The following is a 21,040-nucleotide window of genomic DNA, read 5'->3' on the forward strand; positions in this document are numbered from 1 at the left end:
TCCTCAATCCTCAATGGATTGATGGCGCGGTCAATCGAAACGCTTGAGAGCTGAGTGGGCGCAGTCGGCTCAGGCTCATCCGCAAATCCAAGTGGTCCGCTCCGGCTCGGTTTCCGTCTATTCAGCTTTCGCTGAAATCTTATCCGGTGTCAGTGCGCCGCAGTTCGTTGCGTGCTGACCGGATCAGCTCGTCAACATCGGTGACCAGTCCGCCCGGCTGACCCGCGATCACGGCACGGGCATTTTGAAGGGCGGACAGGCGGTCACCTGATGCGACGAAATGGACTAGTTCCATTCGCTGGTCTGTCATTGATGTACTAGCCTCCTGCTGGTTCCTGATGCGCCCAGTTCAGGTAGGTACACATCCGATGGAATCTTCTTTCGCGACGGCTCTTATCTGGCTCGCTGTTGTCATCCTTGGCGTTCTTGTTTCGCTGGCTAAAACCTGGTGGGACACGAGGGGGCTAGCGACTGGCAGAAGGTGGGGCGACCTCATAAGGATCGATAACGCGCTGGAAGAGGCTGTACGGGGCGCAGTGCCGACAACTGAAGTTACGAGCGGACTGATGCGTCAGGACGAGATTGAGCTGACAGTCAAAGACGAAGTGGAGCGAGCGGTAGCATCTTTCCAGATGCGCGTGGAGAAGATCGAAGAGCGATTTCCTGATGCCACTGAGATCGACAAGATCGCATCCATCAACGACGCGGTCCTGGCGACTAAGATCGAGACAATTCAGCGGCAAATTGAAAAAATAGAAAAGCGTCTTGACGATGATCTCGTCACCAAGTGGCAGGTCGCTTTGATCGTCTTCGCCATCTTGTCAGCGGTTGGTGGAGTGGTCGCATTGGTCAACTTTATCCAGCGATAGTTGCCTGATCTGCAAAAATGCATCGGGGAGAAATGGTCGACACCCCTGCGGCTCACGACCACGGACGGACACTGGTCCTTCGCTCCTTACCTACCGTTCGGAGCTCACACGAACCATCGGGCGTGATGGCCTGCCGACCCTCACGGGCGACGGACTGGCCTGGTGACGTCGGGTCGGGGGTATCGCCGCTGGTAGCGGGTTGCCCGGTGGTCGGGCGTCGGTCTGTGTGAACTTGGTGAGTAAGAGCGCGAAATCGCCGCGCCCGGTCCGGCGCGGCGGCTCAGATCAGAGCGGCGAGGCGGCGGTAGGAGTCGAGGCGGTCGGCGGGGTCGTAGGCCGTGGTGGTCACCAGGAGCTCGTCGGCTCCCGTGCGAGCGGTCAGCTCCTTCAGCTCGACCGCGACCTCGTCCGCGGTGCCGAAGACGTGGCCCCGCAGCGCGCGCTCGAACTGGGTGCGCTCGCGCTCGGACATCTCGCGCGCCAGCACCTGCTCCGGCGGTTCCAGCGGCGGGAACTCGCCGCGAATGCGGGATTCGGCGGTCGCCCACGCCTCGGGCACGAGCAGCTGCCGGGCCTGCTCCGCGGTGTCGGCGACCGCGACGGACCGGGCGAGGACCACGTACGGCCGCGCCGCCCAGGCCGACGGGCGGAAGCGCTCGCGGTAGGCGTCGATGGTGTCGGTCATCCGGTCGTCGCCGTGGACCGCGGCGATCACCAGCGGCAGCCCGAACTCGGCGGCGGTGTCGGCCCCCGACCCGGTGGCCAGCAGGAACACCGGCATCGACAGCTCCTCGGCCGCGACCGCGTGCACCCCGGGGAACCTGCCCGGCTGCCCGGACAGGTAGCCCAGCAGCTCGACGAGCTGCTCGCCGAACCGGTCGGCCGCGTCCTTGTCGCGCCCCAGCGCGCGCCGGATGCCGCTGGTGAAGCCCACCGAGCGCCCCAACCCGACGTCGACGCGGTCCGGGAACAGCGAGCCGAGCACGCCGAACTGCTCGGCCACCACCAGCGGCTGGTGGTTGGGCAGCATGACGCCGCCGGTGCCGACCCGGATGCGGGTGGTCGCGGCGGCGATGGCGGCGGCGAGCACGGTCGGCGCGGCGCCGGCGACGCCGGGCACGCTGTGGTGCTCGGCCACCCAGAACCGGTGGTAACCGAGGGCCTCGGCCTGCTGGGCGAAGCGAACCGTCTCCTGCAGGGCGTGCTGCGGACTCCGCCCCTGCATGGTGTGCGAGCGGTCCAGCACGGAAAGGCGCAAAGTCACACCCGTGCAAACCGCCCGGCGAGCCGCAAGATTCCGGCTCCGGATGAGGCGGAGCCCACGCCGCGATTCCGCGATTCGAAACCCCGTCGGCCTGGAGCTCCGCGACACGCCCACGGCTTGTGGAGCGGCGTTCCCGCAGGCATGGGGCCGTGAGCGTTTTGGGGCGCTCCAGCACCTCAAACCACTCACGGGTCCTGACCAGCGGAGACCGTCACGACGCCCGGGGCATGCGCCCAGCCTGCGGACCCGGCCGCATCGCGCACGCCGCGCCGACGTGGCACGTTGATCCCGTGGAGTTGGAGGAACTCGCCCGCGAGCTGTACGCGGCGGACCCGGCCGAGTTCATCCCGGCCCGCGACCGCCACGCGGCAGCGGCCGCCGAACGCGGCGACCGGGATCTCGCCGCGCAGCTCAAGAAGCTGCGCAAGCCCACCGCCGCGGCCTGGGCGGTGAACCTGCTCGCCAGCCGGGACCCCCGCAGCGTCACCGAGCTCCTGGAACTGGGCGAGAAGCTGCGGGCGGCGCAGCGCGAACTGCGCGGCGACGACCTGCGAGCCCTCGCAGCCGACCGCACCCGCCTCCTGCGCGAGACCACCGGCAGGGCCGCGGAACTCGCCGAACAGCACGGCCACCGGCTCGCCGAGCCGACCCGGCAACAGGTCGAGCAGACCCTCACCGCGGCGCTGTCCGATCCCGAAGCAGGCCGCGCGGTCCGAGCCGGAACCCTCGCCAAAGCTCTGGAATACAGCGGATTCGGCCTCGACGAACTCGCCGTCGCCGCCATCCGCCGCACCGCCGCGCGCCCCAAACCCCGGCAGAGCATCGCCGAACGCCCCAAACTCCAGCAGGAACTTCGCGAGCTCCGCGAGCAGTTGCGGTACACCGACGAGCAACTGGGCGAAGCCACCGGCACGGAGGAGCGCGCCGAGAGCGCGGAGCGCGAAGCCGAGCAGCGCTGCGAGGAGCTGCGCGACGCGCTGCAGCAGGCGGAAAGCGAGCTCCGCGAGCTCCGCCGCAGCGCGAAGACGGCGCGCCAGCGCCGCGAGCGAGCGCAGCACGACCGCGACGCGGCAGCGGAGCGGCTGCGCCGCGCCGAGTCGCGGGAGCGCTGAGCCCGCGATATCCGCGTAGCGGATGGCGGGTATTTGAAAAGTGCGCTTCTCCCGGATGGGACGCCTGCTTAGGGTCTAGCCCCAGGAGCCGGCGGACGATCCCGGAACGGCTCCGGTCTTTCGCGCACGTTGGCTCCAACTCCGACGAAGTCGTCGAGTCTCGGGGGAACCGGAATGAGTCCACCGCGGAGCATCCGCCGGATGCGCTTCGTACTGCTCGTCATGCTGCTGCTCATCGGCATCGTCAACTACGTCGACCGCAGCACGCTCGCCATCGCCAACCACAGCGTCCAGGACGAGTTCGGCATCGGCCCCACCGAAATGGGCTTGCTGCTCTCGGTCTTCTCGTGGGCTTACGCGTTCGCCCAGCTGCCCGCAGGCGGCCTGCTCGACCGGTTCGGGCCGCGCAAGGTGCTCGGCGGCGGGCTGCTGCTGTGGTCCGTCGCCCAGGCCTTCTGCGGGATCGCCGCCAACTTCAAGCAGATGCTGTTCGGCCGGTTGTTCCTCGGGCTGGGCGAGGCGCCCGCCTTCCCCGGCGGCGCCAAGGTGGTTTCCGACTGGTTCCCGCGCGAATCGCGGGGCACGCCGATCGGGCTGTTCAACACGGCCTCCACGCTCGCCCCGGCGCTCGCCCCGCCGCTGCTGACCTGGCTGATGCTCAGCTACGGCTGGCGCGCCATGTTCGTCGTCGCCGGGCTGGCCGGTGTCGTGCTCGCGCTGGTGTGGTTCGTCGTCTACCGGGACCGCAAGCAGCTCTCCGGCGAGCCGCAGCCCGCCGCGGAGCCGGTGTCGGTGCGGGAGTGGCTCGGGCTGCTGCGGCATCGCACCACGTGGGGCATGATCCTCGGCTTCTCCGGGGTGATCTACTCGATCTACCTGTACCTGACCTGGCTGCCCGCCTACCTGGAGAGCGAGCGCGGCCTGAGCGTGGCCGACACCGGGATCGCGCTGATCGTGCCCTACCTCGCCGGCACGCTCGGCATGCTCGCGGGCGGCGGCGTCGGCGATCTCCTGGTGCGGCGCGGGGTTCCCACCATGCTCGCGCGGAAGGTGCCGATCTGCGGCGGGTTGCTGATCGGCGGACTGTGCACCATCCCCGTCGCGCTCACCCCGAGCACCGCGCTGGCGCTGGTGTCCATCTCCGCGTCCCAGTTCTTCATGAACTCCGCGAGCGCAGGGGCCTGGTCGCTGGCGACCACGGTGGGCAGCGAGCGCATCACCGCGTCGCTGGGCAGCCTGCAGAACTTCGGCGGCTACTTCGGCGGGGCGTTCGCGCCGCTGATCACCGGCATCATCGTGGACGAGACTGGTTCGTTCGTGCTCGCCCTGCTGGCCGCCAGCGGCATCGCGATCGCCGCCGCGCTCAGCTACGCGTTCCTGGTCCGCAAGCCCGTCGGGATCCCGGAATCCGCCATGGCAACGCAATCCGGAAGGGACTGATCGCCGTTGTCCACCCTGCGAGCCGATGCATTCGCCGGGAAGTCGGTGCTCGTCGTCGGCGGCACCAGCGGCATCGGCGCGGCGGTCGCCAACGCCTTCGCCCGCCACGACGCCGAGGTCCGCGTCACCGGAGTGGGCGAGCCATCGCCGGAACTGGACACGACCATCGACGCGTTCGACTCCGACGTGACCAGCCCGGGCGGCATCAAGGCCATTGTGGACGGTCTGGCTCGGCTGGACGTGCTGGTGAACTGCGCGGGAATCATCCGCCGTGGCGCGGAATTGGAGCCGGAGGCGTTCGCGCGGGTCGTCGACGTCAACCTCACCGGCACCATGCGGGCATGCGCGGCGGCCCGCGCGCTGCTCGCCCGCTCCGGCGGCTGCATCGTCAACACCGCTTCGATGCTCAGCTTCTTCGGCGGCGCGCAGGTGCCCGGCTACTCGGCCAGCAAGGGCGGCGTGGTGCAGCTGACCAAATCGCTGGCGGCAGGCTACGCGGCCGACCGCATCCGGGTCAACGCGGTGGCGCCGGGCTGGATCCGCACCGCGCTGACGGGAGAACTGCAATCCGATGCCGAAGCCGATGCGCGCATCCTCGCCCGGACCCCGCTGGGTCGCTGGGGAACCCCGCAGGACGTGGCGCGCGCGGTGCTCTTCCTCGCCTCCGCCGAGGCGGAATTCATCACCGGGACGGTCCTCCCGGTCGACGGCGGCTACCTGGCCGTCTGAAAGACCTCATCGAACTCGTCTTGTGCGGCGCGTCGCTCGAACAAGAATCCGAAACCGGTTGGGAGTGAACGAAATGTCATCCGACTTCCAGGTGCTGCCGTCGCCGGCGATCCCGCCCGAGGTCGCGATCGCGGCGGTGCCCGAGGACGACCGGGTGTGGGTGCCGCAGGCGCCGGACGTCTGGTTCCGGCCGCTGATGTTCAACACCGTCGTCGGCCAGTGGTGCAACCTGTTGTGGGTGACCAAGTCCGGCATCGTGTCCCGGCACCGCCACCCCGGCGCGGTGCACGGCTACGTGATCAAGGGCAAGTGGCACTACCACGAACACCCGTGGACGGCCGAGACCGGGCACTACGTGTACGAACCGCCCGGCGAGATCCACACCCTCGCGGTCCCCGCCGATTGCGACGAAATGGTCACGTTCTTCAACATCACCGGTGCGATGATCTACCTTGACGAGGCCGGTCACCAGGTGGGCTACGAAGACGTGTTCACCAAGATCGAAATGTGCCGCGCGCACTACGAGAAGGTCGGACTCGGCGGCGATTTCGTCGACCAGTTCGTGCGTTGACCCGCCGCCGGGCCGACCGGTGGCGGCGGCCCGGCGCCTCGGTGATCGGCAGCTGTGCTGAACCGGCGAGCCACGAACGAAGGTGTCCAGATGGCCGACGCGAGCATCCCCGATCCAGCCGGAGCCTTTCCCGACAAGCACATCCCGCGCCCCCAGGTCCGCGATCTCCCCGAACCTCCCGGCAAGCAGTGGCGCCTCATCGGACCGGGCATCGTCGCCGCCGGGGTCGGTCTGGCCAGCGGCGAGTTCATCCTCTTCCCGTACATCACCTCGCAGGTCGGCCTGACGTTCGTCTGGGCGGCCGTGCTGGGCCTGGTGACGCAGTACTTCCTGAACATGGAGATCGAGCGCTACACCCTGGCCACCGGGGAGACCGCGGTCACCGGCTTCAGCCGGTTGTGGAAGCACTGGGGCCTGGTGTTCGCGATCATGGCCTACTTCGCGAACCTCTGGCCGGCGTGGGCGACGAGCTCGGCGACCCTGGTCAGCTACGTCGTCGGCGGCAACGTCGCGGTGATCTCCGTGGTGATCCTCGTGATCGTGGCGCTGATCCTGACCCTGGCGCCGGCCGTCTACACCGCACTGGAACGCGCGCAGATGCTCAAGGTCGCCGCGATCCTGCTGCTCATCGTGATCGGCTCGCTGTTCGTCATCGGCGCCAACACCTGGGCGGCGCTGCCCAGCGTGGTCACGCAGCCGCGATTCCCCGCCGCGGAACTGGGTTTCGCCGTGCTGATGGGCGCCCTCGCCTTCGCGGGCGCGGGCGGCGGCCAGAACCTGGTGCAGAGCAACTGGATCCGGGACAAGGGGTTCGGGATGGGCCGCTACGTCCCGAAGATCGTCTCGCCGCTGACCGGCGAGGCGGAGGCGCGCGGCCAGGCCGGGTTCATCTTCCCGGCCACCGAGGAGAACCTGGCCCGCTGGCGGGTGTGGTGGCGGTTCGCCAACAAGGAGCAGCTGCTCACCTTCGTCGCCATCACCTTCCTGTCCATCATGTTCATGTCGTTGCTGGCCTACGCCACCGTCTTCGGCGGCGACGTGTCCAACGACGTGTCGTTCCTGCGCACCGAGGGCGAGCAGATGATGGCCACGGCCGGCGGCTGGTTCGGCTACTTCTTCTGGATCGTGGGTGCCTTCTCGCTGTTCGCGGCGGCGCTGGGCATCGTCGACTACACCAGCAGGCTGGCCGCCGACGTGCTGAAGACGACGTACTTCCCGAACGCCTCCGAGAGCAAGATCTACGCCGGGCTGGTGTGGGGCCTGGTGCTGATCGGCGCGCTTGTCGTGGCGGCGGGCCTGGGCCAGCCGCTGCTGCTCGCCACCATCGCGGCCTGCACCGGCGGGGTCATGATGTTCGTCTACTCAGGACTGCTGATCGCCATCAACCGCAAGATGCTGCCCGCCGCGATCCGCGTCCGCGGCTACCGGCTGGCCGCGCTGATCTGGTCCATCCTGCTGTTCGGCGTGCTCGCGGTGCTGACCGTGAACCAGCAGCTGGACAAGTTGTTCGGCTGAGCAGCATGAACGCACGACGGGACGCGAGGTGGTGGCGGTGAAGCCCGGCGAAGCCTACCGCTACCGCCTCGACTGGTTCGTCAGCTTCGTGTCCGTGGTGGAGCACGGCGGGTTCTCCGCCGCGGCGCAGGCGTTGTTCCGGTCGCAGTCCCGGATCAGCACGCACGTCTCGGAGCTGGAGCGGGCGTTGGGCGTGCAGCTCTTCGACCGCTCGCACCACCCCGTGGCGCTGACCGCCGAGGGCCGCGCGTTGCTCCCGCACGCGCGGGGCATCCTGCAGCACCTTCGGGCCGCCAGCGAGGAGGCCGGGCGCGCCGCCCACCGGGTGCGCGGCCGCGTCCGGCTCGGCGCCTATCCCAGCGCTGCGGCGCATCTGTTCCCGTTCCTCTTCGAACGCAGCGCGGCGCAGTTCCCGGGCATCGAGCTGGAGCCGTGGGAGGGCGCGACGCTGGAGCTGGAGGCCGCGCTGATCGCCGGCGACATCGACCTGGCGGTCCGGCCGGTGCTGCCGGTGGCGTCCGGCGACGCGCTGACCTTCCAGCCGCTGTGGCGGGAGCCGCTGGTGGCGGTGGTGGCCGCCGGCGAGGACCGGCCCGCCGGGCCGCTGCGGCTGGCGGACCTGGCGGCGAGGCCGCTGATCACGATCGGCGAGAACACCGACCGCGAGAACGGCCACTTCGAGTCGAGCCTGGCGTTCGAGCAGGCGGGCCTGGTGCCGGACGTCGTCTTCCGCACGAACCAGCCCCAGACCCTGATCGCCCTGGTGCGGCGGGGGATCGCGGTGGGCGTGACGAACGCGCTGGCGATGGTGATGGCGAACACCTCGGGAGTCGACCTGATCCCGATCAGCGACGTGCCGCAGGGGAGGGAGGTGGCCCTGTGGTGGCGGAAGGGCGCAACCCCGACGGAAGCCCGCGAAGCGATCCAGGGCCTGGTGGCGGAGGCCCCGCTCCCGGACTTCACCCATCTCGGCACCTGACGGTCAGTGCGATCCGGCCTCGACGGCGAAACCGTGCAGGAGGGCCCCGGTGGTGTCCGGGTCCTCGAACATGGGTGTGTGGCCGACACCGTCGAGGATCTCGATCCGGGCGTGGGGGATTCGGCGGTAGTCCTGTGCGGACGACGGCTGCCACCGCCGGTCCTGGGCGCCGAAGATCACCAGGGTCGGCAGGCCGAGGCCGGCGAGCCGGTCGGGGACGGGCCGTTCCGCCAGGAACGCGTCGACCGCCTCGTCGGTCGCGGTGAGGCCGCGGTAGGTCATGCCCCGGGCGTCGGCGACGAGCTGCTCGGGGATCCGCACCTCGCGGGTGAATGCGGTGCTCATCGCGCCGCGGAGCGCGCCGTCGGTGCGCAGCCGCCAGATCAGTTCCCCCACCACCGGCGTGGTCATCAGGTCGGCGACGAAGCTGTCGCCGAGGAACGCGTCCGCCCGCGGACCGGTGTCGACCAGCGCGACCGCCGCCACCAGGTCGCGGCGCTGCTCGGCCAGCGAGGTGGCGACGGCGCCGCCGGTGGAATGCCCGACGACGGTCGCACGGCGCACCCCGAGCCGATCGAGCACCGCCCCCACCCGGCCCGCTTGCTCCGCGATGCCGTAGCCATCGGTCGGCTTGGCCGATCCACCGTGCCCGAGCAGGTCCACCCGCACCACGTGCAGGTCCCGCAATGCCGGCAGCACCGGCTCCCACCACGCCGCCGATCCGGCCAGGCCGTGCAGGAGCACCACCGCGGGCGCGCCGGGCGGCCCTTCCTGCACGACGCGGATGTCCCCGCCGGGAACGCGCACGATCTGCTCGCCGGAGGCTTCTGCTGTCTCCGTGCGCACTGACACCGCGTTCCACGCCAGCAGGACGGCCAGTCCGCCGGCGGCCAGCAACGTGATCCGCCGCCGTCGGCTCCACGACCGCCGGCCGCCCGGCGTCGCGTCCGTGCGGCTGTGGTGCGGGATGGTCGTCTCGTCCATGGCTCCTCCATCCGTCGTTCCGGGGCCACCCTTCCGGCGTCCGGCACGACGGGTATTGGAGAAATGTCATCGCCGTGGTCCCCAGCCGCTCGTACAGTTGACGCGTGCGATCAGCTCGCCGGACGGCAGATTCCACCGCTGACTGGGAGATCGCGCGACCATCGCGGAAAACCGCGCTGCCGGGAGTCGACATGGCGGGATTCCGCATTCGCGGTCCCGCCGAACTGCGCGCCATCCCCCACCCGGCCGTCACCGTGGCCGTCGAGTTCGGCGACCGCCCGTTCGACATCCACGGCGCGACCGGCCGACTGCGGTTGGAGAGCCTGGCCGCCGGGCTGGCCTTCCGCGCGTTCCAGGTGCGGGCCGAGGGCGTCGCGTGCATCCAGATCCGCCTTTCCCCGCTGGCCGCTTACTCCGTGCTCGGGCTGCCGCTCGCGGAGTTGCGCGGGAGCGTCGTCGCCCTCGATGACCTGTGGGGCCGCGACACACCGCGCCTGCGGGAGCGGCTGCACCAGGCGCGGACCTGGCGGGAGCGCTTCGCGCTGATCGACGCGGAGCTGTCCGGCAGGCTCCACGCGGGCCGGGTGGTCGAGCCCGAAGTGGCCTGGGCATGGCGCCAGATCGTCGCCGGTCACGGCCGCGCCCGGGTGCGCGACCTCGCCGCCCGGACCGGCTGGAGCCGGCAGCGCCTGTGGTCGCGCTTCGGCTCGCAGATCGGCCTGACCCCCAAACGCGCCGGCATGCTGGTCCGCTTCGACCACGCCATCCACCGCCTGGTCAGCGGGCATGCCCCGGCGCAGGTGGCGGCGGACGGCGGCTATGCCGACCAGTCCCACCTCCACCACGACGTCCGCGCGTTCACCGGGACGACCCCCACCGCCGCCGCGAACGAGCCGTGGCTGGCCGCCGACGACACGGCCTGGCCTGCTGACGCCGGTCGTGAGTGGTAATGGTCGCTGGAACGACCATTACCACTCACGACCAGACAACGGGCGCCGGGATGCGGAAGCCTCCGGCCGCTGGGGTCGGAGGCTCCGCCGGGCCGGGAAGTTCGAAAGCTCCACGTGCCAGCGCGGGGCGCCCGACCGGCACCTCCAGGGTAGCGCTCAGCCGCCTCCACCGGGACCACCCCAGCCGCCTCCACCTGGGGTTTCGATGCGGATCCGGTCGCCTCGGCGCAGCGGCCAGGTGCCCTTGGCCGGGAGCCCTTCCTCGGTGCCGTCCGCCCGGACCAGGACGTTGCGGCCCACCGCGCCGGGCTCGCCGCCCCGGGCTCCCCGCGGGGCGTGCTCGCGGCGTTCGGACTGGATCGTCAGGGTGCAGTCGGCGAGCGCTTCGATCTCCCGCACCAGGCCGTCGCCGCCCGGGTGCCGTCCCGCGCCGCCGGAGGACGGCCGGAGCTCGTAGCGCCAGACTCGCAGCGGGTAGTCCAGCTCCATCGCTTCCGCCGGCGTGTTCTGGGTGTTGGTCATGCCCGTGTGCACGCCCGACATGCCCGGGCGGGTGGGAGTGCCGCCTTCGCCGCCGCCCAGCGTCTCGTAGTAGCTGAACGCCGGGTCGCCGCCGCCGATCAGCAGGTTGTTCATGGTGCCCTGGCTCCCCGCGGGCACGCGGTCGGGGATCGCCTGCGCGAACGCGCCGAGCAGCACGTCCACGATGCGCTGGCTGGTCTCCACGTTGCCCGCCGCAGTCGGGGCCGGGAACGTCGGGTTCACCACCGTGCCCTCCGGCGCTTCGACGCGCAGCGCCCGGTAGCAACCGGCGTTGGGCGGGGCGTCGGGGTCGGTGAGCATCCGGAGCACGAACATCGACGCCGACAGCGTCACCGCGAACACCGCGTTGCAGTTCACCGGGATCTGCCGCGCCGTGCCGTCGAAATCCACCAGCACCTCGTCGCCGGAGACCGTCACCGCCGCCTTGATCGGGATCCCGTCGCCGATCTCCAGCACGTCCTCGCTGCGGTAGCAGCCGTCGGGGATGTCGCGGATCGCCGCGCGCACCCGGCGGTCCGAGTAGTCGCACACCGCCGCCATCGCCGTGCGCAGCCGCTGTGACCCCATCCGGTCGGCCAGTTCGCGCATCCGCACCGCGCCGACGTGGTTCGCCGCGAACTGGGCGCGCAGGTCGCCGCGGCGTTCCTCGGGGGTTCGCGAGTTCGCCGCGATCAGCCGGACCACGTCCTCGCGCTCGCCGGTCGCGTCGGCGATGCGGACCGGCGGGATGCGGACGCCCTCCATCGCGATCTCGGTCGCGGTAGCGGGCATCGAGCCCGGCGCGGCGCCGCCGACGTCCGCGTGGTGGGCGCGGTTGGCCACGTACCCCAGCAGCCGCTCGCCGTCGTCGACGGCGGCGACGATCGTCAGGTCCGGCAGGTGGGTGCCGCCGAGGTAGGGGTCGTTCACGCAGACCTGTTCGCCCGGTTCGAGCCGCCCGCAGGTCTCCAGCACGGCGCGGACGCTGGCGGGCATCGCGCCCAGGTGCACCGGGATGTGCTCGGCCTGCGCGACCATCTCGCCGTCGGGGTCGAACACCGCGGCGGAGCAGTCGGCGCGTTCCTTGATGTTGGGGGAGTAGGCGGCGCGGCGCAGCGCCACGCCCATCTCGTCGGCGATGCCGGCCAGGGCGTGGCGGAACACCTCCAGCTCGACGGCGGTCAGCTCGGTCATGTCAACCGCACCACCAGGTTCCCCGATTCGTCCACTGCGGCCACTTCGTCCTCGGCGAGCAGCGTCGTGGTGTCCGGCTGCTCGATCAGCGCCGGCCCAGCGACCTCGTCGCCCGTCTGCAGCGCGGCCCGGGACACGATCCGCGCGCGCACCGAACGGTCGCCGATGCCGATCTCGCGATCCGGTTTGTGCTCCGGTTCGCCCTGGTCCCAGTCCCGCGGCGAATCCGCGAGGATCGGCTCGCCGTGGGCGATGACCCGCAGCGTGACGACCTCGACCCGCTCGTCGGGCATCGCGTACCCGTACGACTCGCGGTGCGCGTCGTGCAGCAGTTCGGTGAGATCGGCTCGCTCGGTGACGTCGATCCGCAGCTCGTGGGATTGTCCCGCATAGCGCATGTCGGCCACTTTGGACAGTGCGATTCCTGTTGCGACTCCTTGCTTTTCGAGTTCCCGATGAGCTTCGGTGCCGAGTTCCTCCCACGCCTGCGACAGGTCTTCGCCTGCGTCCACCAGCACCGTTCGCGACGCCTCGAAACGCGGCGGAGCCAGCAGCAGGCCGAGCGCGCTGAGCACGCCGGGCGCGGGCGGCACCACGACGGCGGGGCAGCCGAGCTCCCGCGCCAGCGCGGTCGCGTGCAGCGGGCCAGCGCCGCCGTAGGCGACCAGGGCGAGCCCGGCCGGGTCGATGCCGCGCTCGGTGCTGACCCTGCGCAGCGCCCGCGCCATCGTCGCGCGCACCACGGCCAGCACTCCGGCGGCCGGTTCCGGCAGCGTTTCCAGCGCTCGGTGTGCGGCGTCGGCGTCCAGCCGGAGGCCGCCGCCGAGCTGGCGCGCGGGGTCGAGATGGCCGAGCGCGCAGTGCGCGTCCGTCACCGTGGGTTCCTCGCCACCGAGGCGGTAGCAGGCCGGGCCGGGGTCGGCGCCGGCCGACTGCGGGCCGACCCGCAGCGCGCCGCCGGTGTCCACCCACGCGATCGACCCGCCACCGGCCCCGACGGTGTGGATGCCGACAGCCGGGGTCCGGAACGGCAGCCCGGCGATCTCCGACGACGTCGACACCTCCGGGCGGCCCTCGCGGATCAGGCACACGTCGGTGGAGGTGCCGCCCATGTCGAACGCGATCGCGTCCTCGAACCCGGCCGAGCGCGCGACCGCTCCGGCGGCCACCACTCCCGCGGCCGGGCCGGACAGCAGCGTGTGCACGGGTGCCGCCGCGGCGAAGTCCACGCCCGCCGTGCCGCCGCTGGAGGTCATCACGGTGATCGTCGGGCCGGGCAGCCGGGTGGTCAGGTTGGACAGGTAGCGGCGCATCACCGGCTCGACGGCGGCGTTGAGCACGCAGGTCGACGCCCGCTCGAACTCGCGGAACTCCGGCAGCAGCGAGCTGGAGCGGGTGATCGGCACGCCGAGCTCGGCCAGCGCCGCGCACAGCCGGCGCTCGTGGTCGTCGCAGGCGTAGGAGAACAGCAGGCACACGGCGATCGACTCGGGTTCGAGGCGGCGGACTGCGGCCACCACCCGGTCGATCTCGGCATCGGTGAGTTCGACGACCGCCTCGCCCCGCGGGCTCATCCGCTCGGCGACGGTGACGGACCGCTCGTGCGGCACCAGCGGTTCCGGCTTGGTCGCGGACAGGTCGTAGAGGGCGGGCCGGTTCTGCCGCCCGATCTGCAGGACGTCGGTGAAGCCGTCGGTGGTGACGAAGGCGGTGCGGGCGACCTTGCGCTCCAGCACGGCGTTGGTGGCGGTGGTGCTGCCGTGCGGCAGCAGCCGGAGCGACCCGCCGGGCAGGCCTTCGGCGATGCCGCGCTCCACCCCTTCGGCCTGGTCGGCCGGGGTGGTGGGCACCTTGACGGCCCGGGGTCGGTGGCCGGGGGAGTGCACGACGACGTCGGTGAACGTGCCACCGACGTCCACCCCGGCACACGCCTCGGCCTTTCCGGTCATCGCAGTCACCCGCGCCCAATCATCGCGCAGCGGCACCCGTTCGGCACCCGTTCGGCAGCCGCAGCGTGGCCGATCCTGGCTGTGAGCCGCTCATCCTCGTGTGTGCTTCTGGTCGTTATAGCGCCTGTTCTGGAAGGTGGTTCGATCTTTGTCTTTGAAGCGGCGCAGCCGCTTAGCCCACCCTCGCAACTTGCACCGCTGCGGGTTCTCAGACGTCGTCTGGCGAGGACAGCCCCGATGCCGCGTATTGGTCATACGTAAGTCGGGGATCCCACAGTCCAGACGGCGTCTGAGGTTCCGCCACCCGCACCGCCACGCAAAACGAGTGTGGAAACAGCCTCTACTGTGGATTTGCCAGCTGGTCGAAGGTGGGCTGGCGGCTGGCCGCCACGTGCTCCAGGGCGATCCGGGCCGCTTCTTCGGCGTTGCCCGCGGCGATCGCGTCGAACAGATCGGTGTGCTCCCGGCAGAGCATCTCCGGGTCGGTCGCGCTGGTGAGCCGGAACAGCCAGCGGACCTTGCTGTTCAGCGGCGCCATCATCGAGTGCAGCAGCTCGTTGTCGGCGAGGTCGATGATCGTCGCGTGGAACGCCGCGTTGGCGCGGGCGATGCCGTCCTTGTCCGCGGCGGCTGTGGTCGCCCGCGCCTCGTCGAGGTGCGCCCGCAGCCGCTGCAGGCCCTGCCGGTCGGCGCGCTGCGCCGCGAGCCGAGCGGCCAGCGATTCCAGGCTCTCCCGGATCTCGAACAGGTTCTCGACGTCCTTCGCCGTCATCGAGGCGACCACCACGCCGCGCCGCGGCAGCGCGCGCACCAGTCCTTCCGACTCCAGCTGCCGGAACGCCTCGCGCAGCGGGATCCGCGAAACCTCCAGCTGCTGCGCGAGATCGCGCTCCACCAACCGGAAGTCGGGCGGGTAGGCCCCGGAGATGATCCGTTCCCGCAGCTCGTCGGCGATCGAGTCGCGCAACGAACGATGCGCCGACCCGACGGAAGGTCGCGCTTCCAGCGACACCTGGCACCTCCTGGCCGCGGTCCGGCTCCCGCGCGGCCCATCGTATTCCGCCTACTCGGGCAGCGAGATCTCGATCCCGATGCCCTTGTCGCGCGCCCGGTCGACGAGGATCCGGGCGGTCGCGAGGTCCTGGATCGGCACGCCCACCGAGTTGAACAGGGTGATCTGAGCGTCGTCGCGGCGGCCGGGCTTCGCGCCGGTGAGGACCTCGCCGAGCTCGTCGCGGACGTGGTCGACCGTGATGGCGCCTTCGTCGAGCGCGATCGACACGGCACCCGATTCGGCGAGCGCAGTGTCCAGCGAGTCCACCACGACGCGGGCGCGCGCGATGCCGTCGGTGTCGATCTCCCGGTGGTCCCGGCGCGGCGGCGCCCCGACGGCGTTGACGTGCAGGCCCTCGCCGAACCAGCGACCGGCGACCACGGGCGTCGCCGCCGGGGTGAGGGTGCAGAGGACGTCCGAGCCGCGGACGACCTGCTCGGGGCTGCCGGCGAGCTCGATGCCCACGCCGCTGTCGGCCACGGCATCCCGGAAGGCCCGTGCGCTGGCCTCGGTGCGGCTCCACACCAGCACCCGGTCGATCGGCCGGACCCGCGTGATCGCCGCGAGGTGGCTGCGCGCCTGCGCGCCTGCCCCGATCAGGCCGAGCACGCGCGCGTCGGGGCGGGCCAGGCAGCGGGTCGCGACGGCGGAGGCGGCGGCGGTCCGGTACTGGGTGATCGCGCCGCCGTCGAGGAATGCCTCGCAGACCCCGTTCTCGGGGTTGACCAGGACGATCGTCGACTGCTGCCGGGGCAGCTCGCGGGCCGGGTTCGCGGGCACGTCGGCGAGCAGCTTGACGCCACCGGCCTGGCCGTCGGCGAGCGCCGCGGTCATCGGGATCAGGTGCGCGTCGGTGCCGGGCGTGCGGGCGGGATGCCGTTCGGGCTGGTCGGCGCGGCCGAGGGCGAGGTCCTCGTGCGCCTTCTGCACCGCATCGATCACCTCGTCCATCGAGATCAGCGAGCGAACGTCGGACCGGGTCAGGATGCGCACCATCGGGACCTCTCCGTCGAAGAAGGAGCGTTGGTCTATGGTATACCATATCGTTGGTCTTCGATTTCCATTGAAATCGAAGGTTCGATTTCAATGGAAATTGCGGACCCCCACCCGCCGGTCCCCGTCGGGTGGGCGCGCTTGGATCACCGCCGCGTGAGCGGGACGATCCGGCCGCGGCGCTCCAGCTTCTGCCACGGCAGCCGGGCGCCGGCGAGGGCGGTGATCACCGACTGCACCACCACCAGGTACATCAGCTGCCGGTACACGATCTGCTGCAGCGGCAGCACCAGCAACGGGCGCAGCGACTCGCCGTCCAGCCGGAACGCGATGACGCCGGGAACCGCCTGCAGCACCAGGAATCCCAGCCAGGTCAGCGCTACCGTGCCGGCGTCCTCGGTGAACAGGGCGAAGCACGCGGTCACGTCGACCACCGGGGAGATCACCTGCAGCAACACCTGGAAGACGAGCAGGTAGGGCAGGCCGCGCCGCCCGAGCCGCCCGGCCGGGCCGCGCTCGATGACCGCCCGCCGGTGCTTCCAGATCGCCTGCAACGTCCCGTAGCACCACCGGTAGCGCTGCTTCCACAACTGGCCGTAGGTGGCCGGCGCCTCGGTCCACGAGATCGCGTTCTCCTCGTAGACCACTCGCCACCCGTCGCGCTCCAGTGCCATGGTCAGGTCGGTGTCCTCGGCGAGGGTGTCGTCGCTGACGCCGCCGATGTCGAGGATCGCCGAACGGCGGAAGGCGCCGAGCGCGCCGGGCACCGTCGGCGTGCAGTGCAGCACGTCGTAGACGCGGCGGTCGAGGTTGAAGCCGATCACGTACTCGATGTGCTGCCAGCGGCCCAGCAGGCTGCGGCGGTTGCCGACCTTGACGTTGCCGGACACCGCGCCGATCGCCGGATCGGTGAAGTGCGCGACCAGCTTTCCCACCGCATCGGGTTCGAGCACCGTGTCGCCGTCCACCATGACCACCAGCTCGGAGTTCGCCGCGGCCAGCCCGGTGTTGAGCGCCACGGACTTGCCCGAGTTCTCCTGCCGGATCAACCGGATGCGCGGGAACCGCTCCTGCAGCCGCTCGACCACCTCGACGGTCCGGTCGGTGGAGCCGTCGTCGACCACGATCACCTCCACCGGATGCTCGGAGGCGAGGATCGATCGCACCGTGTTCGCGATGCCGGCTTCTTCGTTGTACGCCGGGACGATCACGCCGACGCGCTGGCTGATCGGCCACGGCGGTTCCCACCGGCGGGAACGACGCACGTGGATGGGCACGATGAGCAGCACGAAGACGCCGCGCAGCGCGACCAGCACGGTCGCCGCCAACAGCAGCGCGCGCAGCGCGTCCGACAGCCAGGCGGACGACCAGATGGTGGTGGCGAGCAGGGTGCCTGCGATGCGGTCGACGATCCCGGCTTCGTTCATCGTGCCGGGAATCCGGAAGGTGCCGCCGACCGAGTCGACCTGCCAGCCGGAGCGCTGCAAGTCGGGCAGCAAGCGGTCGAGCGCCTCGGCGGTCGCCGGGCCGGTGGTGCCGCTCATCATCAGCACCGAGCCGCGGTCGTTCCCGGGCGTCGAGTTCGCCAGCACGGCCGCCGCGTCGGGTTGCCGCCAGTCCTGCGAATCCAGGTCGGCCAGCACCACCTGGCGCCCGTGGTTCCCGATGCGCAGGAACGCCTTCCACGCGTCGTAGTCCAGCGATCCGGTGGTCGCGTACGGCGGTTGGACGAGGTTCGTCGTGATGCCGGCGGCGCTCGCCAGCACGAGGTCGGTGGCCTGCAGTTCCAGCTGCACCCGCAGGTCGCCGGCCTGCCGGAGGTCGGTGCGGGTGAGGGTGCGGTTGCCGATCTCGTGCCCGGCGTCGACGATCCGGCGGACCAGCCCCTGGTTCTCGGCGGCCTGCGCGCCGGTCACGAAGAAGGTGGCGTGCACCTGGTGCCGGGTCAGCACGTCCAGCAGCACCGGTGTCCACTGTGGATCGGGTCCGTCGGCGAAGGTCAGCGCCAGGTGTCGGTCCGGCGGGTGCTGAACCACCGGTTCGCGCGGATCGATCACGGAACCGCCGGCGAACGCGGATTCGGGCACGAACTCCCTGCTGCCGCTCGGCGTGCTCGGCGCTCCCGCGCGGCTGAGCACGGAGTCGAGGCCGAGCAGACCGCACAGCACGAGGAGCACCAGGCCGAGCAGCAGCCAGTGCGCCCGGGGAGTTCGGGGGATTTGCGAGCGACGCGGCAAAAGTTGTTCCAGCTCTAGGAGTTGACGCCTGCGGTGGCCGGCAGCGGCGGGGCGGGGGCGCGCGAGTCGAGCATCGCCGCGGCGAGGAAGACCCCGAGGCACACGAGCACGAGGCTGATCGCCAGGACGACCCGGCGGAACGTGCGTCGACGGCGACCGCTGCTGTCGACGAAGACCGGCTCCGCCGGATGGTGCACCCGGCGCACGCTCCGGTCCGGGCGCACGTCGAGAGTGGTTTCGCCGCTATGTCTCCGCCGTCCGGAGTGTCCGGTGTGGACCACGACGGTTCCGGGGCTGCCGCGGCGCCGGTGCCTGGCGTGGACTTCAGCCGAGCCGCTACGGGGTCGCTGGCGGCCTCGTTGGGACATCACTACTCCGGTTGTCGGAAGCGTCGATCACTCGAATGGGTAAGTCGGGGCACCGTACGATAACGTTACGGTCACTCTGAACCAAGGCACGTCGTTTGTCGGGGACGCGTGCGAGTGATCTGAACGCGCGGAGTGAACACGGATCGTGAGATTTTTCTTGCGGCGCACCGCCCGACTGGTGTCGCTGGCGCTGGCCGGCGTGGTCGTGCTCGTCGTCGCCGTTGCGCTGTACCTGGACTTCTCGCTGGGCAGGGTGCCCGCGTTCACCGACTACGCCGGTCGCACCGCGTCGGCGCAGGGTACGAACTGGTTGCTGGTCGGCTCGGACAGCCGCGACGGTCTTTCCCAGCAGCAGGAACAGGATCTGGTCACCGGCGGCACGGCCGACGCGGCCGGATCCCGCACCGACACGGTCATGCTGCTGCACATCCCGGCCGGCGCGGGCGCGCCGACGCTGGTCAGCCTGCCGCGCGATTCCCTGGTGCCGATCGAGGGCCACGGCCCGAACAAGCTCAACGCGGCTTACGCCTACGGAGGTCCGACGCTGCTGTCCCGGACCGTGGAGGAGGCCACCGGGCTGCGCATCGACCACTACCTGGAGATCGGCCTGGGCGGTTTCGCCGGGGTCGTGGACGCGGTCGGCGGCGTGCGGATGTGCCTGCCGCAGCCGATCCACGACCCGAAGATCGACCTGACCCTGGCGGCCGGCTGCCAGCAGCTGACCGGCGCGCAGGCGCTCGGATTCGTCCGCACCCGAGCCTTCGCGCGCGGCGACCTGGAGCGCGCGGAGCACCAGCGGGAGTTCCTCACTTCGTTGGTGCACAAGGCGACCAGCCGGGAGGTGCTGTTCAACCCGTTGCGCTCGGTGCCCATGGCGTGGGGGCTCGCCGATGCCGTCACCGTCGCCGACGGCGACCACCTGGACGACCTCGGGCAGCTCGGTCTCCAGGCGAGCACCGCGGGCGAGGGGCTGATCACGGCGACCGTGCCGACCAACGGCGGGATGGACATGCCGGGTGTCGGCGCGGTCCTGTTCTGGGACAAGGAGAAGTCGGCGGAGCTGTTCGCCGCGCTCGGGCAGGACCGGCCGGTGCCCCGCGAGGCGCTCTCGGGCGCCCGGTGAACGATCAGGCCGGGTCGGTCGGCAGCGAGCCGACCTGGCAGTCCTTGACGCCGACGGCGTCGCGGGTGAACGTCTCGACGTTCTTCTGCGCCCGATCCGGGTCGTTGACCCACATCCGGTAGAAGTCGAACGGGCAGTCCGCCACGCCCTTGTCGCCGTCGCCGGCGGCGTGCACGCCGGTGTAGCCGCGGTGCAGCAGCTTGAAGAGGTGGTTCTGGGACTGGTCGTGGCGGCGCGCGTCGCGGATCGCCGACACCGACAGCTGCGCGTACTGGATGCCGTACTCCTCCTCGCCGGTCTCGCCGAGGGTGTGGCCGTCGAAGCCGATGATCGCGGAGTGCCCGAAGTAGGAGTAGACGCCGTCGAAGCCGGCGGCGTTGGCGACCGCGACGTAGCAGTTGTTCGCCCACGCCATCGCCTTGGACATCAGCACCTGCTGGTCCTTGGCCGGGTACATGTAGCCCTGGCAGCGCACGATGAGCTCGGCGCCCTTCATCGCGCAGTCCCGCCAGATCTCGGGGTAGTTGCCGTCGTCGCAGATGATCAGGGAGACCTTCATGCCCTTCGGGCCGTCGACGACGTGCGTCGTGTCGCCCGGGTACCAGCCCTCGATCGGGCACCAGGGCAGGATCTTGCGGTACCGCTGCACGATCTCGCCGCGATCGTTGATCAGCACGAGCGTGTTGTACGGCGGCTTGTCCGGGTGGTCCTCGTGGCGTTCGCCGGTGATGGAGAAGACGCCCCAGGTCTCGGCGCGGCGGCAGGCTTCGGCGAAGATCTCGGTCTCCTCGCCGGGGACCGTGGACGCGGTCGCGAACATCTCGCCGGGGTCGTACATGATGCCCTGCGTCGAGTACTCCGGGAACACCACCAGGTCCATGCCCGGCAGGCCGGTCTTCATGCCGGCGACCATGTCGGCGATCTTCCGCGCGTTGGCGATCACTTCCGCCTTGGTGTGCAGGCGCGGCATCTTGTAGTTGACCACCGCGACGCCGACGGTGTCCGGGCTGGCGGCGATGTCCCCGTGTCGCATCGATTGCCTCCTCGGCGAGGTGATTCCCACTGGAAAACTTCCATGTGAAAATAAAACGACATGGGTGGAGCGTCAAGCGATGAGCGGCTCCGCCGCGAAAGTCGTTATGAGATCAAGGGAACCGAGCGACCCCAGCGCCAGTGCCGAGCAGCTG

At 70.6% G+C, this 21,040-nt stretch carries 18 protein-coding genes; 9 read left to right on the forward strand and 9 right to left on the reverse strand.

Features of this window, described 5'->3' with window-relative positions; all coding sequences use genetic code 11:
* Nucleotides 1–368: 368 nt before the first annotated feature.
* Complete coding sequence (locus tag ACWEV3_RS39340) at nt 369–869, forward strand: hypothetical protein (protein WP_452618775.1); 501 nt, start codon at nt 369–371, stop codon at nt 867–869.
* Nucleotides 870–1,149: 280 nt separating this feature from the next.
* Here the strand turns inward: ACWEV3_RS39340 and ACWEV3_RS39345 are convergent, their stop codons facing one another.
* Nucleotides 1,150–2,127: an LLM class flavin-dependent oxidoreductase gene (locus ACWEV3_RS39345; RefSeq protein WP_452618802.1), complete on the reverse strand. Its 978-nt coding sequence runs from the start codon at nt 2,125–2,127 to the stop codon at nt 1,150–1,152.
* 296 nt (nt 2,128–2,423) lie between these two features.
* Between ACWEV3_RS39345 and ACWEV3_RS39350 the strand changes: the two genes are divergently transcribed.
* From ACWEV3_RS39350 to ACWEV3_RS39375, 6 genes are all read left to right on the forward strand, one after another.
* Nucleotides 2,424–3,245 (forward strand): hypothetical protein, encoded by an 822-nt coding sequence (locus ACWEV3_RS39350; protein ID WP_452618776.1) that lies wholly within the window; start codon nt 2,424–2,426, stop codon nt 3,243–3,245.
* Between the two features lie 201 nt (nt 3,246–3,446).
* Nucleotides 3,447–4,685, forward strand: coding sequence for an MFS transporter (locus ACWEV3_RS39355; RefSeq protein WP_452618777.1), 1,239 nt, complete (start codon nt 3,447–3,449; stop codon nt 4,683–4,685).
* Between the two features lie 6 nt (nt 4,686–4,691).
* Nucleotides 4,692–5,414, forward strand: a complete 723-nt coding sequence (locus ACWEV3_RS39360; RefSeq protein ID WP_452618778.1) for an SDR family NAD(P)-dependent oxidoreductase — start codon at nt 4,692–4,694, stop codon at nt 5,412–5,414.
* A gap of 73 nt (nt 5,415–5,487) precedes the next feature.
* Nucleotides 5,488–5,985 (forward strand): 2,4'-dihydroxyacetophenone dioxygenase family protein, encoded by a 498-nt coding sequence (locus ACWEV3_RS39365; RefSeq protein WP_452618779.1) that lies wholly within the window; start codon nt 5,488–5,490, stop codon nt 5,983–5,985.
* A 90-nt stretch (nt 5,986–6,075) separates the two neighbouring features.
* Complete coding sequence (locus tag ACWEV3_RS39370; RefSeq protein WP_452618780.1) at nt 6,076–7,500, forward strand: Nramp family divalent metal transporter; 1,425 nt, start codon at nt 6,076–6,078, stop codon at nt 7,498–7,500.
* Nucleotides 7,501–7,537: 37 nt separating this feature from the next.
* Nucleotides 7,538–8,479, forward strand: a complete 942-nt coding sequence (locus tag ACWEV3_RS39375) for a LysR family transcriptional regulator (protein WP_452618781.1) — start codon at nt 7,538–7,540, stop codon at nt 8,477–8,479.
* Nucleotides 8,480–8,482: 3 nt separating this feature from the next.
* Here ACWEV3_RS39375 and ACWEV3_RS39380 read toward each other — a convergent pair whose 3' ends face one another.
* The gene (locus tag ACWEV3_RS39380) at nt 8,483–9,463 is read right to left on the reverse strand and encodes an alpha/beta fold hydrolase (protein ID WP_452618782.1); all 981 of its coding nucleotides are present in this window, start codon (nt 9,461–9,463) and stop codon (nt 8,483–8,485) included.
* Nucleotides 9,464–9,654: 191 nt separating this feature from the next.
* Here ACWEV3_RS39380 and ACWEV3_RS39385 point away from each other — a divergent pair, with 191 nt between their 5' ends.
* Entirely contained in the window at nt 9,655–10,413 is a 759-nt protein-coding gene (locus ACWEV3_RS39385) for a helix-turn-helix domain-containing protein (protein WP_452618783.1), read from the forward strand.
* A gap of 156 nt (nt 10,414–10,569) precedes the next feature.
* On the opposite strand, the gene ACWEV3_RS39390 is transcribed toward ACWEV3_RS39385, so the two are convergent.
* The 6 genes from ACWEV3_RS39390 to ACWEV3_RS39415 all read right to left on the reverse strand — a co-directional run bounded on the left by ACWEV3_RS39390 (nt 10,570) and on the right by ACWEV3_RS39415 (nt 18,586).
* Entirely contained in the window at nt 10,570–12,129 is a 1,560-nt protein-coding gene (locus ACWEV3_RS39390; protein ID WP_452618784.1) for a hydantoinase B/oxoprolinase family protein, read from the reverse strand.
* Nucleotides 12,126–14,078, reverse strand: coding sequence for a hydantoinase/oxoprolinase family protein (locus tag ACWEV3_RS39395; RefSeq protein ID WP_452618785.1), 1,953 nt, complete (start codon nt 14,076–14,078; stop codon nt 12,126–12,128). Before ACWEV3_RS39395 ends, ACWEV3_RS39390 begins: the two co-directional genes overlap by 4 nt.
* Before the next feature lie 340 nt (nt 14,079–14,418).
* A complete protein-coding gene (locus ACWEV3_RS39400) occupies nt 14,419–15,090 on the reverse strand; it encodes a GntR family transcriptional regulator (protein ID WP_452618786.1) in 672 nt (223 codons plus the stop codon).
* 51 nt (nt 15,091–15,141) lie between these two features.
* Nucleotides 15,142–16,128, reverse strand: coding sequence for an ornithine cyclodeaminase family protein (locus ACWEV3_RS39405; RefSeq protein WP_452618787.1), 987 nt, complete (start codon nt 16,126–16,128; stop codon nt 15,142–15,144).
* A 143-nt stretch (nt 16,129–16,271) separates the two neighbouring features.
* Nucleotides 16,272–18,362 carry a bifunctional polysaccharide deacetylase/glycosyltransferase family 2 protein gene (locus ACWEV3_RS39410; RefSeq protein WP_452618788.1) on the reverse strand — a complete coding sequence of 697 codons (2,091 nt, stop codon included), beginning with the start codon at nt 18,360–18,362 and terminating at the stop codon, nt 16,272–16,274.
* Between the two features lie 14 nt (nt 18,363–18,376).
* On the reverse strand, nt 18,377–18,586 hold the full coding sequence (locus ACWEV3_RS39415; protein ID WP_452618789.1) for a hypothetical protein: 210 nt from the start codon (nt 18,584–18,586) through the stop codon (nt 18,377–18,379).
* A gap of 289 nt (nt 18,587–18,875) precedes the next feature.
* Here ACWEV3_RS39415 and ACWEV3_RS39420 point away from each other — a divergent pair, with 289 nt between their 5' ends.
* On the forward strand, nt 18,876–19,853 hold the full coding sequence (locus ACWEV3_RS39420) for an LCP family protein (RefSeq protein WP_452618790.1): 978 nt from the start codon (nt 18,876–18,878) through the stop codon (nt 19,851–19,853).
* 4 nt (nt 19,854–19,857) lie between these two features.
* Here ACWEV3_RS39420 and ACWEV3_RS39425 read toward each other — a convergent pair whose 3' ends face one another.
* The gene (locus ACWEV3_RS39425; protein ID WP_452618791.1) at nt 19,858–20,886 is read right to left on the reverse strand and encodes an aliphatic amidase; all 1,029 of its coding nucleotides are present in this window, start codon (nt 20,884–20,886) and stop codon (nt 19,858–19,860) included.
* Nucleotides 20,887–21,040 lie beyond the last annotated feature (154 nt).

It is taken from the genome of Saccharopolyspora sp. NPDC003752 (assembly GCF_053605825.1).

What these genes read in the sequence shown, in the direction of transcription:
- ACWEV3_RS39395 (WP_452618785.1), bottom strand. Translation starts at nt 14,078, where the DNA reads ATGACCGGAAAGGCCGAGGCGTGTGCCGGGGTGGACGTCGGTGGCACG.
- ACWEV3_RS39405 (WP_452618787.1), bottom strand. Translation starts at nt 16,128, where the DNA reads ATGGTGCGCATCCTGACCCGGTCCGACGTTCGCTCGCTGATCTCGATG.
- ACWEV3_RS39390 (WP_452618784.1), bottom strand. Translation starts at nt 12,129, where the DNA reads ATGACCGAGCTGACCGCCGTCGAGCTGGAGGTGTTCCGCCACGCCCTG.
- ACWEV3_RS39380 (WP_452618782.1), bottom strand. Translation starts at nt 9,463, where the DNA reads ATGGACGAGACGACCATCCCGCACCACAGCCGCACGGACGCGACGCCG.
- ACWEV3_RS39355 (WP_452618777.1), top strand. Translation starts at nt 3,447, where the DNA reads ATGCGCTTCGTACTGCTCGTCATGCTGCTGCTCATCGGCATCGTCAAC.
- ACWEV3_RS39365 (WP_452618779.1), top strand. Translation starts at nt 5,488, where the DNA reads ATGTCATCCGACTTCCAGGTGCTGCCGTCGCCGGCGATCCCGCCCGAG.
- ACWEV3_RS39385 (WP_452618783.1), top strand. Translation starts at nt 9,655, where the DNA reads ATGGCGGGATTCCGCATTCGCGGTCCCGCCGAACTGCGCGCCATCCCC.
- ACWEV3_RS39340 (WP_452618775.1), top strand. Translation starts at nt 369, where the DNA reads ATGGAATCTTCTTTCGCGACGGCTCTTATCTGGCTCGCTGTTGTCATC.
- ACWEV3_RS39370 (WP_452618780.1), top strand. Translation starts at nt 6,076, where the DNA reads ATGGCCGACGCGAGCATCCCCGATCCAGCCGGAGCCTTTCCCGACAAG.
- ACWEV3_RS39425 (WP_452618791.1), bottom strand. Translation starts at nt 20,886, where the DNA reads ATGCGACACGGGGACATCGCCGCCAGCCCGGACACCGTCGGCGTCGCG.